General features: G+C 34.6%; 10 protein-coding genes and 1 riboswitch. Of the genes, 6 read left to right on the top strand and 4 right to left on the bottom strand.

Annotation, left to right across the window (positions count from 1 at the left end; all coding sequences use genetic code 11):
• Positions 1–98: 98 nt before the first annotated feature.
• Complete coding sequence (locus CRO45_RS16135; protein ID WP_097150651.1) at positions 99–1,445, bottom strand: GntP family permease; 1,347 nt, start codon at positions 1,443–1,445, stop codon at positions 99–101.
• A 13-nt stretch (positions 1,446–1,458) separates the two neighbouring features.
• Entirely contained in the window at positions 1,459–2,586 is a 1,128-nt protein-coding gene (locus CRO45_RS16130; RefSeq protein ID WP_097150650.1) for a glycerate kinase, read from the bottom strand.
• Between the two features lie 125 nt (positions 2,587–2,711).
• Between CRO45_RS16130 and CRO45_RS16125 the strand changes: the two genes are divergently transcribed.
• Positions 2,712–3,785, top strand: a complete 1,074-nt coding sequence (locus CRO45_RS16125) for a CdaR family transcriptional regulator (RefSeq protein WP_097150649.1) — start codon at positions 2,712–2,714, stop codon at positions 3,783–3,785.
• A 177-nt stretch (positions 3,786–3,962) separates the two neighbouring features.
• Entirely contained in the window at positions 3,963–4,943 is a 981-nt protein-coding gene (locus CRO45_RS16120) for a diaminopimelate dehydrogenase (RefSeq protein ID WP_097150648.1), read from the top strand.
• Between the two features lie 104 nt (positions 4,944–5,047).
• Here the strand turns inward: CRO45_RS16120 and CRO45_RS16115 are convergent, their stop codons facing one another.
• Positions 5,048–6,304 (bottom strand): cation:dicarboxylate symporter family transporter, encoded by a 1,257-nt coding sequence (locus CRO45_RS16115; RefSeq protein WP_097150647.1) that lies wholly within the window; start codon positions 6,302–6,304, stop codon positions 5,048–5,050.
• A 135-nt stretch (positions 6,305–6,439) separates the two neighbouring features.
• A riboswitch (cyclic di-AMP (ydaO/yuaA leader) is annotated at positions 6,440–6,588 on the bottom strand.
• Between the two features lie 552 nt (positions 6,589–7,140).
• Here CRO45_RS16115 and CRO45_RS16110 point away from each other — a divergent pair.
• The 4 genes from CRO45_RS16110 to CRO45_RS16095 all read left to right on the top strand — a co-directional run bounded on the left by CRO45_RS16110 (position 7,141) and on the right by CRO45_RS16095 (position 16,792).
• Positions 7,141–9,837, top strand: coding sequence for a PD-(D/E)XK nuclease family protein (locus tag CRO45_RS16110; protein ID WP_170949524.1), 2,697 nt, complete (start codon positions 7,141–7,143; stop codon positions 9,835–9,837).
• A gap of 6 nt (positions 9,838–9,843) precedes the next feature.
• Positions 9,844–13,077 (top strand): UvrD-helicase domain-containing protein, encoded by a 3,234-nt coding sequence (locus CRO45_RS16105; protein ID WP_097150645.1) that lies wholly within the window; start codon positions 9,844–9,846, stop codon positions 13,075–13,077.
• Between the two features lie 274 nt (positions 13,078–13,351).
• Positions 13,352–14,605, top strand: coding sequence for an amidohydrolase family protein (locus CRO45_RS16100; protein WP_097150644.1), 1,254 nt, complete (start codon positions 13,352–13,354; stop codon positions 14,603–14,605).
• Positions 14,606–14,818: 213 nt separating this feature from the next.
• Positions 14,819–16,792 (top strand): methyl-accepting chemotaxis protein, encoded by a 1,974-nt coding sequence (locus CRO45_RS16095; protein ID WP_097150643.1) that lies wholly within the window; start codon positions 14,819–14,821, stop codon positions 16,790–16,792.
• Positions 16,793–16,924: 132 nt separating this feature from the next.
• Here CRO45_RS16095 and CRO45_RS16090 read toward each other — a convergent pair whose 3' ends face one another.
• Entirely contained in the window at positions 16,925–17,746 is an 822-nt protein-coding gene (locus CRO45_RS16090; RefSeq protein WP_097150642.1) for a cobalamin-binding protein, read from the bottom strand.
• Positions 17,747–17,780 lie beyond the last annotated feature (34 nt).

Here is a 17,780-nt window from a genome sequence, read left to right as displayed (position 1 = left end):
AGTATATCAATAATAAAAGTGTCTTCCCAGCAATTTTCCATTGGTAAAATAAAAAAGCATACTCGCCAATATTGCGAAGTATGCCTTATATGAAATCTTTATACAAAAATCATCCATAAAATCATAGTAAATACAATTGTCGTTAACCCTTGAAGTAACGTTGCCATCGTTTGCGCTTTGTATGCTTGCGTTACTTCCATTCCACTATATTGTGTAACAACCCAGAAGAAGCTGTCGTTCACGTGTGAAACTGTCATTGCTCCAGCTCCAACAGCCATTACAACTAATGCAAGTGGAATTGCACCTTCAATTCCAGCAGTTACTAACATCGGTGCTACTAATGTAGATGTAATAACTAGGGCTGTAGTTGAAGAACCTTGTGCTGTTTTAAGTGCAGCAGCAATAATGAATGGTACGAGTAAGAATAATGATCCTTGCGCTAACGAACCTAGATCCATTTGTTGCAACATTTCTCCAACGCCTGTTTCTTTAATAATCGTACCGAATGAACCACCCGCCGCTGTAATTAAAAGAATCGGTGCTGCATCTTTTAAACTATCGCCAATCCAACCAGTTAATGTTTCCTCGTTTAACTTTGGAAGTAATGGGAATGCTGCAACAACACCTAATAATAACGCAACAATTGGACTTCCTAAGAAGCGTAAAATCATATTAAATGTTGATTCAGGATCACCTACTAATGCTGCAATGGATCCAATTCCTATTAAAACAATTGGAAGTACAATTGGTAAGAATGCATTAAATGTGGATGGCATTTTACCAAAGTTTTTAACTACCTCATCATAATCTATTGTTTCTTCATCATCTAATGGAACTCTAATTTTTGAAGCAACTTTAACAGACCATAAATACCCGACAAACGTTGCTGGAATAGCAACAATCAAACCTATTACTATTACTGTCCCTAAGTAATCTGTAGCACCAATATTCCCAGCTGCTGCGATTGGCCCTGGAGTTGGAGGAACAAGTACATGTGTCGCATATAAACCAGTTGCTAATGCAACACCCATTGAAGCAATTGTTACTTTCGCACGTTTTGCTAGTGATTTTTGTAAGCTAGATAAAATAATGAAAGCTGAATCACAAAATACAGGTATTGACACGATGTAGCCAATAATTGACATCGCTAATTGAGGATGTTTTGGCCCAACTATTCGGAGAACAACTTCTGCCATACGAAAAGCTGCACCAGAGCGTTCTAAAATAACACCTATCATTGTCCCTGCTACAATGACAATACCAATACTCGTCATTAGACTTCCGAAACCAGTATTAATATTCTTAACTACATCTAATAACGGCATTCCACTTGCAATTCCAACAAAGAATGAACTTAGTAGTAATGCTAAAAATGGATGTACCTTCAATTTTGCAGTAGCAAATACTACTAACAACACCCCAATTAATATGATTAAAAACAACATCCCTTTCTCCCCCTTAATCTATTAGATTTTTGATAGTTTGGTATGCTTTTTGAGATAAATATTTCGATGCTTCCTTCATTGCCATCTCGGTAGATATAGATTGATCGACTACTGAGATAATTTTATGAAAGTGCTGAGCTAGTATCTCTTCATCTTGTTCATCAATACTGCCAGAAATTAATATAGTTGGAATCTCAAATTGCCTTGCACAATGTAAAACGCCCATAGGTGCTTTTCCATGCAATGTTTGACTATCTGATTTTCCTTCCCCAGTAATAATGAGCTCTGCATCTTGTATTTTCTCGTTATAATTCATGACATCTAAAACTAATTCAATTCCTTGATGGAACTTCCCATCAAGAAATGCAATTAGTGCACCACCCATGCCACCGGCAGCACCAGCACCTTGATAATCATGTAAACGAATTCCTTTTTCTACTTCGACCACATTTGCCCAATGTGTTAGTGCTTGGTCAAAGAATTCAACTTCGTCAGCCTTGACACCTTTTTGAGGACCAAAAACGGCTGTTGCCCCATTAACACCAACTAATGGATTATTTACGTCACAAGCGATGGCAATCGTTGAATCATTTAATCTTGTGTCCCAGTTTGAGAAATCTAATGTTTTTACTTCGTATAGCCCATCAATCGAGTTTTGTACACCACGTCCATTTTCATCTAACAATCGCAATCCTAGAGCTCTTAACATCCCCACTCCACCATCATTAGTTGCACTTCCACCAATACAAATGATAAAATCTCTAAAACCTTGATCTAATGCAATTTGAATAAGTTGGCCAGTTCCATAAGTGGATGCTTTTCTAGGATTCCTTTCATTGTTATGTAACAGTGTTATACCAGAGGCTGAAGCCATTTCAATGACACAAGTAGACTTATTTCCAAGAACACCAAAGGAAGCTTCTATTTCACGCCCAAGAGGATCAAGAACATTCGCTTTTACATATTGACCGCTTGTTGCTAACACTAGTGCATCCATTGTTCCTTCTCCGCCATCTGCAACAGGTAGCAGAATCGTCTCTATCTCTTGGTTTACTTGCTTTATTCCTTGTTCGATCGCTTGTGCTGCTTCTAGAGCAGTTAAAGTCCCTTTGAATGAATCTGGACTAATTACTATTTTCATCTTCATCCTCCTTTTCGATTAAGCGCTTACATAAATTATAATGGCGATGCATGGAAAATAGCATTATAATAAATGTATAAATTAACTGTACTAGTACAGACTCTTTTTTATACGGGGTGTATAAATTGTTATCAATTAAATTAGCAGAAGAAATTGTTCATCAAACGATGATGAGGCTACATCATAATATCAACGTCATAAGTAACGATGGGGTCATCTTAGCTTCAGGGGATAAAGAGCGGGTCGATTCCATTCATGAAGGTGCTATTCAAGTAGCGAAAACCGGTCGACCACTTTACATAGATGAGAATCTTGCGAAAGAATTTTATAATTGTAAACCTGGCATTAACTTACCAATTAAGTATCATGAAAAAATCATTGGGGTAATTGGAATTACTGGAGATCCAAATGAGCTAAAAGAAATTGCAAATTTAGTACAGCTAACTACCGAAATGATGGTACATCAAGTAATAACAGAAAGTAAAAGTGAATGGCGGAGGAAAAATGGTGACTTTATTTTCAAAGCACTAATTGAAAATGTTTTAATTGATAGTTCCGTTCAAGAACGAATTCAAAAACTCCCTTTTCCTTTAGATGGACCTTATTTAATAATACTAATTAAACAAATGAAAGATGCAACTTCAAATACTTTAACTCTAAATATAGAAAACATTCTTTATAGGCAACCAGCTCTATTTGGTCAATTGAATTTAAATGAATATTATCTTCTCTTATGTGGGAGTACTGTAAAAAATTCAAAAGAAATTCTAAAACAGATCATTAAATTTCAAAAAAAATTTGATATCCATATAGGCGTTGGTCCTATAGTTGATAATTTAGAAGAATTACCTTATGCATTTACGAGTGCCAAAACTGCACTTACATTCTCAGATAAATATCAACACACAACATATTTTGAAGATGTAGAAATTTTTACGTTATTCAAAGGTAGGAAAAGTTATGAAATTAATAAGTTTATAACGAAAGTTCAAGGGTTAACTGAAAAATTAACTGAAACTTTAACATCGTACTTTGAAAGCAATTTACAGTTAAACATTTGCTCTGAAAAGTTAGGTATTCACAGACATACGTTAACTTATCGACTAAACAAAATTCATGAGATTACCGGGTATAATCCACAAACTTTTGAAGATGCATTTGTTCTTAAGCTAGCATTAACTTTATGTAAACAACGGTAGATTCTATCTATAAGTTTTCGATAATTCCTAACCTGAAAAACATAGTGGAAGAATAGTTAATGGTTGTTTCTGTACACAATAAAGGTTTAAAATTATAATGGAATGGTATTTTTAATCATTCGCTTGAATTTTGATTCATTTCTTAACAAAATAATCCGTAAATAAGGAGAAGCTAATATGAATAAAAAGATAAAAATAGGAATTGTAGGCTACGGTAATTTAGGTAAAGGTGCTATCGAAGCTATTAAACAAACTCAAGATATGGAATTAGTGGCAGTATTCACTAGAAGAGATCCAAAAGATTTAAATATTAATGATGTAAAAACATTACATATATCTGAAGCAAGTGATTATAAAAATGAAATTGATGTAATGATTCTTTGCGGAGGATCCGCAACAGATTTACCAGAACAAACTCCATACTTCGCAAGTATGTTTAATACTGTAGATAGTTATGATACGCATGCAAAAATTCCAGAGTTTTACGCATCTGTGAATGAAGCAGCAACAAAAAATAATACAACTTCAATTATTTCTGTTGGTTGGGATCCAGGTTTATTCTCCATTAATCGTGTATTAGCAGATGCAATTTTACCAAATGGTGAAAACTATACATTCTGGGGTAAAGGACTTAGCCAAGGGCACTCAGATGCAGTTCGCCGTGTTGAGGGTGTTAAAAATGGAGTTCAATATACAATTCCATCTGAAGCAGCAATGGACAAAGTTCGTAGCGGAGAAAACCCTGAACTAGCAACAGCTGATAAACATAACCGCGTTTGCTATATTGTTGCTGAAGAAGGCGCTGATAAAGCGAAAATTGAAAATGAAATTAAAACAATGCCAAACTACTTCGCTGATTATGATACAGAAGTACATTTTATCACTGAAGAAGAATTAAAACGTGATCACTCTAAAGCGCCACATGGTGGATTTGTAATTCGTGGTGGCAATACAGGTGCTGGTAACAAACAAATTTATGAATTCTCACTAAAACTTGACAGCAATCCGGAATTTACAGCTAGCGTTCTAGTTGCATACGCAAGAGCAGCTTATCGCTTAAATCAAGAAAAACAATTCGGAGCAAAGTCTGTGTTTGATGTAGCACCTGGGTATATTTCACCTAAAACAGCTGAGGAACTTAGAAGAGATTATTTATAGGATGATTAGGAAACAACCTCTACATTTGGGGTTGTTTCTTTTATTATTAGACATAAAAAGACCTTCAACATATGTTGAAGGTCTAATTTATAGTTAAATTAATATTAAGCTTTTTGTGTGTTATCCACTTCTTGGGGATGGAATTCGCCTTCCCATTTAGCTACTACAAGAGCTGCTAAAGAGTTACCCACTACGTTAACTGCCGTACGTCCCATATCTAGGATACGGTCAATACCAACTATGAACATTAAGCCTTCTGCTGGTAATCCCATCGTACCGAATGTTGCTAATAATACAACGAAGGATACTCCAGGTACACCTGCCATACCTTTTGAAGTTACCATTAAAACTAACATTAACATAATTTGTTGGCCGATGCTTAAGTGAATTCCGTACATCTGAGCAACGAACATTGCAGCAATTGCTTGGTATAATACAGATCCATCTAGGTTAAATGAATAACCTGTTGGAATAACGAACGTTGAAATATGTTTTGGTGCCCCAACTTGTTGCATCTTGTCCATAATTCTTGGTAGAACTGTTTCAGAACTTGATGTTGAGAACGCCAGAATTAGTTCTTCTTTAATTACTTTAATTAATTTAAAGATGCTGTATCCAATAATTTTTGCCATAATCCCTAAAACTACGATAACAAAGAAAATCATCGTTCCATATACAGTTAATGCTAATTTTCCTAATGGAATTAATGAAGCAAATCCATATTTAGAAATAGTAACACCAATTAATGCAAATACACCAATCGGAGCGTATTTCATAAATAAGTTCGTTATCCAGAACATAGCGCCTGCTAAACCTTCGAAGAAGGATAGTGCAACTTTTCCTTTTTCACCAATCGCTGCAATACCTAATCCGATTACAACCGCAAAGAATATAATTGCTAACATATCGCCCTCTACCATTGCTTGGAATGGATTCGTAGGTACGATGTGTAAAAGTGTATCTACAATAGATTTTCCTTCTTGTTGCTCATTAGTGTCAACATAACCAGAAATATCAGTTTTATCTAATTCATTCATGTTTAAGCCAGTTCCAGGATGGAAAAGATTAGCTGAAACTAAACCAATAATAATCGCAATACCTGTCATACCAATAAAGTATGTTAATGATTTACCACCTAGTTTACCTACTGCTTTTAAATCACCAACACCAGCAATAGCTACAACAATACTAGAGAGTACAATTGGTACTACAATTAGTTTAATTAATCGTAAGAAAAGATCACCGAATGGTTGTAAGAAACTTTGTGCCTGCTCACTACCATAGAAGATCCCGCCGACAGCGATCCCTAAAATAAGACCAATAAAAATTTGAGTTGCCAAACTTAACTTAAATTTTTTCATAAAAATTACCCCACCTTCTAAAAAATTTTTTTGCACGATTAAATGCAGGTAAGGGAAACAAGTAGATGAATGAAATCTATTAATTTAATGAACACAAATTTATGGCTTGTACCATTTACTAAATAATCCTCTCATACTGTTTCCTCTAAACGCTTACGAGGTTAGCTTTCAGGTTAGGACTTCGGAAACGAAAAGCCCCTTCTTTTCAGAACTCACCTATAACGGAAAATACCGTAAAAAAATTGGGTCCCCCGTTCTAAAAATAGATTAAGCGTAAAAATGTATAGATTTATAGTATCACCAAAATACTATTTGTGTAAATATTTTTTTATTTCCAATTTGCATCAATATATAATTTTAAGATAATAAACACTTATCACAATTATTAGAATATTGTTTTAATTAAGCGCTGCTTAAGTCTTATATAACTGGGTTTTTAAACCAACTTAAGCATAACAGCTAGAAATATACCACAATAATTCTTATATCAATAAAATATCATTCATGTTTCGTTATTCGTATTCATTATTCAAATATAACGATTGGCAATATTCTAAAATAATTTCACTGAATTTAATGTTGATTTTCCCACCCACCATATCACAAATATTTTCAATACATTCAATCTACTCAAACCTTTACTCTTTTTTCCGATTACTTTTCAAAATTAGATACTCCTTTTTAAGTTTGTGCAAATTAAGCTATACTATCAGTTTTTTAAAACTGAAATGAAATGAAAATATTTGGAGGTATCTGTATAAAATGAGATAATTTTTCTAGAAACAATTAATACAATTTGATTTATTTTTAGTTCTAACAAGTGTGGAGGTATGAAAATGGAAATTATTTTGGGTTATTGGCTAGATTCAAAAATTTATCCAGATGAGTTGCATGGAGAGACTGCAAGTGTTGGCAAAGTATTTACAGGCTTTCATGGACTAGTTAATATTCTCGAAATGCAATTTGGCCTTAGTTTCCCTGAAATTGCTGACAGTATTCGTATTGCAGAATGGCAAGCGACTATTACAAAAGTTGATAATGGTCAAAAGCCTTATTCTAATTCGTTTAAAACTGATTCTTGGAATACTGCACGGGAGCTAAAAAACAGACGCGATGAACTCGTGCTTGCAGGCTGGAACCCAAAAATTCAACGTGGTGGTGGAAAATGGATTGAGGCGATTGCAGAAATAGAAATAGCAAATATTGAGCATAGTCATGGATTTGCAGATCGAGTTTGTTCTTTATTTAAATTACTAAAGCAACAATTTTTACCCCTTTCTATTAATAAAATTACAATCATTGACGAAGATGAATCACTTTGGGAAAACTGGGTAATAGAAATGATAGAACTACTTAAGTTAAATGGCGTTACGATTGAAAAAATGCCGTTACAGCCTCTAGATCTCCCTACCCCACCAGTAACAGATTTACAAAAGATTAAAGCTGCTTTATATGACTCAAAAATAGATGTAAGTAATTTAGAATTAACAAATGACGGCTCATTCATCATTCTTCGATCAGAGCAAGAATGGGATGCAGCAGATTTTTTAATAAGCTGGCTACAACAACATGGTGACGACAATACAGTGCTCATCAACAATTCAAACAACCTTTTATTAACTGAACTATTCCACAGACGTGGCCTACCTACAACAGAAATACAAAACTATTCGAAATGGCGCTCTGCACTTCAGGTATTACCACTTACGATTGAAACTTATTGGAAGCCAGCTCGAGTAGACCGAATGATGGAATTATTAACATTACCTATATCTCCTATTCCACGAAGACTTTGTACTAAGTTAGCAAATTCATTAGCCCAAGAGCCTGGAATTGGTGGTGAGAAATGGAACGATGCAATAGATAATGCTGTTACAGAAATTGAAGAACTATGGATTGCAGAAGGTCTAAATCAAATACAGGTAAAGAAACGAATAGCAGATTTACAAGAAAAAATTGATTTGTGGATTAATCACGAGTATTACGACCCTGTAGAAGGAATCCCATGTGAAATAATCGAAAAGATTTGTCGAAAAATAGGTAGCTGGGCGTTTGCTCGAAATAATTTTGAACCAAATTCAATTTTTGCCCAAATCTACACCATTACAAACGAATTAATTCTTGGACTTCGTACATTAAATATTGAAAATATCAATCAGCTACAACTTGCAAATATTTTAGATTCTATTTTAGGAGCTGGTTCAAAGCTCGATGGCTATATAGCTGAATCAGCATCTTGGACTTCAGTTCAGCATCCCGGTGCCATTTGGGGACAAGCCAATACAGTTCTTTGGTGGGATTTTACGGATCATTCATCTACAAACCTTCATAAATGGTCTGATTCTGAACGTCATTTTTTACAGTTACACGATATTCTCTTATCGGCACCTGAACAAATTCGTCGTCGCGAGAATTTATCGTGGCATAATGCACTTCGATTTGCAAAAGAGAAAGTAATCTTGTTTTTGCCTTCTAAAGTTCGTGGTGAAGATGTAAAAGCACATCCACTATTAGATGAAATTCGTTTCGCATTATCAAAATTAAATACGGAGGAACATCAGCTTACGATTTATGCAGAAGAGCTTCGAAAAAACGAGAATGTAAAAATGATCGATATCACATTTAAACGTCACCCAATAACAACCCAACCTATTCCTGGATCAATACGTCAATGGACTATACCAAAACAAAAAGTAAAGTTAAGGGACAAGGAATCTGCGACAAGTTTTGAAAGCGTACTAAGTTGTACACTGCAATGGACTCTAAGATACGGTGCTAACATCCGATCTAGTAATGCCCTCTCCCTACCAAACGAATCTGTTATGCTTGGGAACCTTGGACATGCTATTTTAGAACGATTAATTAAAGAAAACAAATTTACTAATAATATAGATATTCAGCAGGTTACTGGTGAAATCTTTGATAATTTAGTTCCCAAAATGGCCGCTATGTTGCTATTACCTGAAAATCAATCGCTACTTCGAAAAGTGCGTCGTGATTTACAAAAATCAATGCATCAATTTGCAACATTTCTTGAAAACACTGGAGTATCGATTACTGAAACAGAAGGAATCTACAGTAAACAATGGAAGGACAATATAAATTTTGAAGGTAGACTTGATTTAATTGGCAAAACCACAAGTGGAAGAACAATGTTATTCGATGCTAAATGGTCTAGACGTCCATCAAACTACAAAACTAGATTGCAAGAAGGTTCTATTCAGCTAGCTTTATACCACTGGCTTTTGTCAACGTCTGAAGAGGATTTTATACCAGTTGCATACTTCATGTTACAGTCCGGCGATTTCTTTGCAGTGGCAGATGAAGATATTCCGCCACAATATCATGTTGAAAGCTTTTCGATGAATGAAACTTTACAAACAGTTCGAACTGAAATTACTAAAGTAACTAATTCATTAATTAATGGTGTTGCCGTTGCAACTGGGATTGAGGAAGAGGGCGCCGAAGAATCAATCTTTAAACCAGTGTGTAGATTTTGTGAATATCAAAATTTATGTGGTGTTGGGAGGTAAGCATGAATGTCAGGTAATTTAAAAATTATTAGTGCTGGTGCAGGAGCTGGTAAAACAACTCGCCTATCAAAAGAAATCATCGATGTTATTCAAAATGATATTGCACCTGAAAAAATTGTCGCTACGACTTTTACGAAAAAAGCCGCTGAGGAATTAATCGAACGCATACGATTGGAATTACTTAAAAGTGGTAAAACGGAAGAAGCTTCACGTATTTTAGACGGTTATGTCGGTACGATGAATAGCGTCTTTGGTCGGATCATAAAAGAGTTCGCATTAGATATCGGACTTTCTCCTATTCAAAACCTATTAGAAGAAAACGAGTCCATGTCACTCTTTAATTCTATTGCATATCAAGCTATTCAAAAATACGAGCTTCAAAATTACGAGTCATTGCAACGTTTGCAACTAATTGATAAAGATAATTCTTGGAACAAATATGTTTTGGACGTATTAAAGCTTGCTCGTGAAAACGGATTATCCACTAACGATGTAAAAGCATGTGCAAAATACTCTTGGGATGCAATGCAGGAGTGGCTACCAGAACCAACTTGTAATAGTGAAGAACAAACAAAAAATCTTATTGTCGCACTTAAAAATGCAAGTAAAACTTTACCAGGTAACGATAAAACAAAAACAACACAAAAAGTTGTCGATGAAATTTTAACGATGCTATCACAAATTGAACGGAATGGTTATTTATCTTGGGATCAATGGGCAAAGGCTTCTAAACTCAAACCCGCTAAGGCTAGTTTAAATGAAGTTGCGCCACTTCATAACGCTGCAAGTATTCATCCTTCTCACCCACAATTACATTCCGACTTAAAAGAGGTCATTGAAGCTGTATTTTACTGTGCTGCAGAAGCGATGGAACTTTATGAACAAGAAAAGAATTTACGTGGTCTAATCGATTTTACAGATCAAGAATATTTAGCCTTAAGATTACTTGAAGATGATGATTATATACACGCACTGAAAGAAAGAATTGAAGCAGTTTTTGTTGATGAATTCCAGGATTCAAGTCCATTACAAATCGCACTAAACATGAAGTTACGTGAAATAGCTAAAAGTGCTACATGGGTGGGCGATGTGAAACAAGCTATTTACGGTTTTCGTGGTACAGACCCAGATTTAATGAAAATAGCAATGAATTGCATCCAAGGAATTGAACAAGACATTTTAGGTGATTCCTATCGTTCTCGTCAGTCGCTTGTCGAATTTGTAAATGAATTATTTGTTCCTGTATTTGAAGTAACAGGGTTAACAAAAGAGCTAGTCGCTTTAAATCCAAAAAGGGAAGATCTTAAGGAACAACAATTAGCATTGGAATCTTGGACATTTAGTGAATCCAAAAACGTAAAAGATGATGCAGCTTCGTTAGCCCATGGAGTTTGTCAAATCATTCAACAAAAGGAATCCTATATAGTTGTCGACAAAGAAACAAGGGAACAGCGAACTTTAAAACCTAACGACATTGCTATACTCTGTCGCTCAAACGACGAATGTACTGTCATTGCTAATGCCCTTTCAAAATTAGGTATTTCTGCAACAATTGGTGGAAGTGGCTTAATGGCAACAGTAGAAGTTATTTACGCCCTAGCAACGCTCCGTTATCTCATCGATGAAAGAGATACTTTAGCCCTCGCGCAAATTCTCCATTTCTCTTCAGAAGAGTGGCAAAATGGAGAATGGTTAGAAGCTTGGCTAAACGTTGAAAATCCGAAAGAAATTGTAAAAGACAATCCAATCATTACTCAATTAGATAAAGTACGAACTAAAATTTTTGAAATGAGTCCATCAGAAATATTGGATCTCGCCATTGTCACAGCAAAGGTGGATGAACAATTGTTACGATGGGGTAATGGGAATCAACGTCTTGCAAATATTGATAATTTACGTGCCTTAGTACAGCAATACGAACACGGTGCAGAATCAAATGGATATGCTGCAACAGCTAGTGGATTATTGTTTTATTTAAAAGAAATTGAAAATGACAAGGAACGAAACAGAGTTGCAGAGTCAAACAATGAAAATGCCGTGAAAATATTAACATATCACCGCGCAAAAGGATTAGAATGGCCATTTGTCATTCTTTACTCGCTCAATAAATCAGCAATTAGTAGTAGTAAGCCTTCGGTATTTGATCGGGTTTTAGCGGTAAGTACGGAATCCTTTAATGTAGAAAAGCCTTTACAAGGACGCAAGTTATTCTTCTGGCCATGGCCATATGGTGGACAGTCAAAGGATGTTGGGTTTGATTCCCTTGTACAACAAACTTTCCAGCTAAATTTGCGCAATAAGCAGCTCCTTGAGGAAAGTCAACGTTTACTCTACGTTGGTATGACTCGTGCTCGCGACTATTTAGTTCTTGCAACACGTGATTTCTCAAAAGCAACATGGTTAAATGAACTCACAAATAGAGATGGTCAACAAATCATCTCCTCCATTTATAAAACAGAGGATGATTTAGGCGAGATTATTGTAAATGGAAGAGTATTTTCAATGAAACATCGTAGTTTATCCGTACCTGACGAAATTCAAGTAACTAATGATAATTTGGAACAAACAATTTATATCGGAGAAAGTATAGAAAAAACAAATTTCCTGCCAGCGACATTTAGACCAAGTATGACAACATTTGCCGAGCATTTAGAAGAAAATATTTTAAAGGAAGAAATAAATGTAAAGATTGAATCTATTGGAACACGCTTGCCTATTACGGGTAGTCCTGAAATGGACATTCTCGGATCGTTGGTTCACTCATTTTTAGCAGCTGATCATTCAGTATTAAATGAAGAAAAGCGTCATCAACTAGCACAAACTATTCTACAAAACTTTAATGTATTTGCACTTACACCCGAAGCACTAGTAGAAGCTTCCAATCGATTAAATGATTTTATTGAGGCAAATTATCCTTCGAGGGTAGGTATCTATAAAGAATTTCCTATTCATTTGAAAATTGGTAAACAAAAGGCTTCAGGCTTCATCGATTGTTTAATTGAGTTACCAGAAGGATGGGTAATTATAGATCATAAGACGTTTCCGGGTAGTGAAGAGCTTTGGACAAGCCGCGCCTATTCACATTTACCACAACTCCAAATCTATACCCAAGCGTTAATTGAAGTATCTAACAAACCTGTACTAGAAGCTTGGATTCATATGCCTGTAGTTGGTAAGATGGTGCAATTTAAAAATAGCGATTTACAGATTAACAGTAATCAACAACTACTATTGTTCTAGAATTGAATACACTAATTTTATCTCCCTCCTGACATATGTCCGGGGGGATTTATTTATTATTCTTTGCAAAATAAAAATTTACCTCCTATCTCACATTGGAGCCTTCCTTTTAACCTTCTAGTTGAAAAATGATATAATTATTATTTGATAGAAAATATCAATTAATGCCTACAATCACTATTAAATTTTGATTGTTCATTACTCATGTTGTCATTAATTAATGGCAACACTGAATTCAAACAATATTTTCTTGATGATAAGGAGCAAGGTATTTATGAAAAAATTTATTAACGCAACTATTTATGGAAATCCAGAAGCACATGAAATTTTAGTAGAAAATAATCAATTTAAAGCTATCGGTAATAATCTAGGGGATGCTGATGAAGTTATGGATTTAGAAGGCCGTTTAGTATTGCCACCATATGTTGATCCTCATTTACATTTAGATTATATTTTCTCCGGTCTAGGTGAAGGAAATGCAAACGTTTCTGGTACATTATTCGAAGGTATTCAACGTTGGAGTGATAATAAAAAGTCATTAACGGAAGAATTAGTTCGTGAACGTGCGATTAAAGGAATTCAAAAAGAAGTAAGTAAAGGTGTTCAATTTATTCGAACTCATGTAGATATTACAGATCCAAATTTAACAGGTATGAAAGCATTAGTTAAACTACGTGAAGAATTGAAAGATATTGTTACGTTACAATTGGTTGCCTTTCCTCAAGAAGGATTTTTCCGCTATAAAGGTGCAGAACAACTAATGGAAGAAGCACTAAAAATGGGGGCGGATGTTGCAGGTGGTATCCCACACTTCGAAATTTCATATGAACACGGTGTTGAATCATTAAGAAGAATTGTTGATATGGCAATTAAATATAACGTCATGATTGACATTCACTGTGACGAAAACGACGACCCAAATAGCCGATTCCTAGAAGTATTAAATGCCCTTGTCATGGAAAAAGACTATGGCGAATATACAACAGCAAGTCATACAACTAGCTTTGGTTCTGTAGAAAATAGTTATGCTAACAAAATGTTAGGTCTATTTAGAGAGTCAAAAATTAACTTTATTTCTTGTCCAACTGAAAACGCCCACTTACAAGGTCGTGGCGACACATATCCAAAACGTCGTGGATTAACACGAGTGAAAGAGCTATTAAATAACGGAAACAATGTCGCATTTGCTCAAGACTCCATTGCAGATTACTGGTATCCATTAGGAAATGGAAACATGATGAACATCTTAGATAACGGGATCCATTTAGCACACTATACTCACATCGATGAAATTAATAAGGCGCTTGATCTAATTACATTTAACGGTGCAAACATTATGCGAGTAAACGATCACTATGGTATTGAAGCTGGAAAACCAGCGAACTTTATCATACTAGATGCAAAAGATGCCTATGAAGCTATTCGTGAGCGTGCAGAAGTACTTGTATCAATTCGTAATGGTAAGTATCTATTTAAACGTGAACCACGAAGAAATGAAATTGAAATTGATTTCTTGAAACAATCGTAAACCTACAATAAATTAAAAATCGCTCCCTTCAATCTATAATCTGAAGGGAGCGATTTTTTTACTTCTTGTCATTCACTTTCCAACAAAGAAATTTATGAACATTTTTTACATAAACTAAATTTTCTTATTTTAATAATTCAATTCCCACTGACTAGATGAATTATAGATGATAGAATTATTTAGTATTTTAATCAAAACAGCGGTGGTGACAACTTGAAAATTTCAAAATCTATTAAAGCTAAGTTATTTGTTTCATTATTATTAATTTCTAGTATTCCATTACTATTAATAAGTTCGGTACTATACACTATGACGAATAATGGTTTTAATAATGTTCTTCTTAACAATCAATCCTCTACAAAGGATACGATTATTACTCAATTAGATAGCCTTTCTCATAATTTACTCAATCTTACTAGCTCCTATGCTGCAAATTCAGAATTATTAAATGCGGTCCAAAGCGAAGACCGGTTAGATTTAGAAAGTACAGTTGCTCCAATTTTTGAAAGATTACAGGATGAGCATCAACTAGATGTATTTGAGTTTGGTAGTACTGATGGAAAGGTCATATTAAGAGGCCATAATCCTGAAAAGTATGGAGACGATAAAAGTGACATTTCTGCTATTCAAGCAGCACTAGAAGGTGAAAGTATAACAGGTTTTGAATTTGGCAATAGTGGTTTAACTGTTCGTGCCTTTGTTCCTTTAATAGTAAACAATAAAGTCATAGGAACATTACAAACAGGGCTAAATACTGAAGTTATTCAATCTGTTACGGACTCTTTTGCTGGAGTCCAATTGAATATAATGAATGAAGAAGGAAAAATTTTAGTCGCTTCTGATAAAGACATAATAGGTAATCTATTTGAAGAGCAATCTATTTTAAATAAAGTACTCAATGGTGAAGAAGCAACACATGAAAATGGAAATATGTTAGAATCCTATATTCCTTTAAATGACCCGACGAACACAGAAGTTATTGGGATGATTCAACTCGTACAAGATGTAAGTACAGTAAAAAATATTAATAAGAACATTGCTCTTTATTTATTAATAATAGGAATTACCACATTAATAGTCGCTATTATTATTGCCTTTACATTGAGCAGAAGTTTCTCCAACCCAATAAAACAATTAACTACTATGATGGGTGAATTATCGAAAGGAAATCTATCAAATAAACTTCATGGTAAGAAAAGAAAGGATGAATTTGGTCTATTATCAAACTCTGTGATGGAAACACAGTCGAATATAAGAGATATGATTCAAAGAATTTCTGAATTATCACGAACTATAAACAATCAAGCCATATCTATGAAACAGTCTAGTAAAGAGATTAATATTAGTAGTAATCAAGTTGCTTCGACTATGGAAGAGTTGGCTGCAGGATCAGAACAACAAGCAACATCATCCTCTGAAATTGCAGAAAAAATGAACCATTTTACAACCCAAATTATCAATGCAAATAAAAATGGTTCCCAAGTTAACGAAGCTTCCCACGAAATTTTACAAATTACTGAAAATGGGAATGAATTGATGAATCATTCAATGGATGAAATGAATAAAACTTATGAAATTGTTAAGGTCGCAATTCAAAAAGTCGAAAGTTTAGACCGCAGTTCGAATGAAATTGCAAAACTCATTCAAATCGTTCAAGTGGTATCTGAACAAACAAACCTATTAGCTTTAAATGCGGCAATTGAAGCTGCAAGAGCAGGTGAACATGGAAAAGGCTTTGCAGTTGTAGCTGATGAGGTCAGAAAACTCTCGGTACAAGTTTCACATTCAATCATCGAAATTACAGACATTGTTCACAACATCCAGAATGAATTAAGTAGTGTTACTAACTACCTAACAAATGGATATGTGCAGTTAGAAGAAGGTTCAAAACAACTAGTAACAACAAAAGAAGCCTTTGGAAATATAAATCAAGCAGTAAAAGAAATGAATAATAATATTCAAAATATCTCAAACACTTTAACTGAAATAACAACAAACAGTAAGAAAATCAATATATCGATTGAAAATATTGCAGCAATCTCTCAAGAATCAGCAGCGGGTATTGAAGATACTACAGCATCAGCCCAACAAACGAATGCATCTATCGAACAGATATCACAAAACACAGATTCATTACAAAAACTATCTGAAGAACTAGAGGTCATGGTTGCTAAATTTAAATTATAATTATAGATCAATTGTTCTATAAGATAATGCAATTGTTAAACCTCACATAAATAAAGCGCTCTATGTGTGAACATAGACGCTTTTTTTCATACAATGTAATAGATTAGTAGTAAATGAAAATTCTTTACAAGCTTATCCTTCTTCCGGTAAAAACACATAACTTTTTGAAAGTGGTGAAAAAATAGTTGGGTGAAGAATGTTTGCTAATTTATTTAACCCAAGTAATAATCTTGGTGATGGTCTACAAAACAATGATTCTTCAAGTATGTACAGTTCGTTGTGTTTAATTGCATTCATAGTTTCCGACTGTGGACGTTTAAGAATAACTTTTGGATTAACCCTTTCCTTTTGAACACCAACCCAAACAATACACATCACATCTGGATTTCTTTTTTTAACTTCCTCCCAATCTGTTTGAACACTCACTTGTTCTTTATCCCGAAATATGTTGATACCTCCACATAGCTCACTCAATTCTGTTAACCAATTAGTGGCACCTGGAGTAAAAATAGGCTTCGCCCACCATTCCCAGTAAATAGTTTTCGGATTTTCTATTTGCTTTGAGAACTGATGATAGTTTTCAAGTATTAAGTTGTATTTCTCATACAACCGTTTTGCTTTTTCTTCCGAATTCGTCACCTTACCAACAAATAATAGGCTTTCTCCAACCTCTTTTAATGTCTTAGGGTTAGGTACGATCGTATATGGTATGTTTCTCTTTTCCAGCTCTTCAATGTTACGTTCCATTCCTGGTACAGAAAGAGAAGCTAACACTAAGTCAGGCTTAAGCTTTTCGACTTTGTCCATATCAATATTCAAATCAGGACCTAACCTTGGTAGTGCTTGAACATCCCCTGGCCAATCTGAGAAATCATCCACACCTATTAACGAAGAAGTCAAACCTAAGTAAGCTACTAATTCTGTATTACTTGGGCATATAGATATTAATTTCATATACAAACCTCTTTTCTATTAGTTTGAATACAGT

Source organism: Ureibacillus acetophenoni (genome assembly GCF_900220965.1).
GTDB classification, from domain to species: Bacteria; Bacillota; Bacilli; order Bacillales_A; family Planococcaceae; genus Ureibacillus; species Ureibacillus acetophenoni.
The sequence above is the reverse complement of the archived record's forward strand: the minus strand, read 5'-3'. Positions and strand labels throughout refer to the sequence as shown.

Excerpts from the sequence above, each read along its gene's own strand:
- CRO45_RS16090 (WP_097150642.1), bottom strand. The coding sequence starts at position 17,746 with ATGAAATTAATATCTATATGCCCAAGTAATACAGAATTAGTAGCTTAC.
- CRO45_RS16100 (WP_097150644.1), top strand. The coding sequence starts at position 13,352 with ATGAAAAAATTTATTAACGCAACTATTTATGGAAATCCAGAAGCACAT.
- CRO45_RS16105 (WP_097150645.1), top strand. The coding sequence starts at position 9,844 with ATGTCAGGTAATTTAAAAATTATTAGTGCTGGTGCAGGAGCTGGTAAA.
- CRO45_RS16130 (WP_097150650.1), bottom strand. The coding sequence starts at position 2,586 with ATGAAAATAGTAATTAGTCCAGATTCATTCAAAGGGACTTTAACTGCT.
- CRO45_RS16115 (WP_097150647.1), bottom strand. The coding sequence starts at position 6,304 with ATGAAAAAATTTAAGTTAAGTTTGGCAACTCAAATTTTTATTGGTCTT.
- CRO45_RS16120 (WP_097150648.1), top strand. The coding sequence starts at position 3,963 with ATGAATAAAAAGATAAAAATAGGAATTGTAGGCTACGGTAATTTAGGT.
- CRO45_RS16135 (WP_097150651.1), bottom strand. The coding sequence starts at position 1,445 with ATGTTGTTTTTAATCATATTAATTGGGGTGTTGTTAGTAGTATTTGCT.
- CRO45_RS16110 (WP_170949524.1), top strand. The coding sequence starts at position 7,141 with ATGGAAATTATTTTGGGTTATTGGCTAGATTCAAAAATTTATCCAGAT.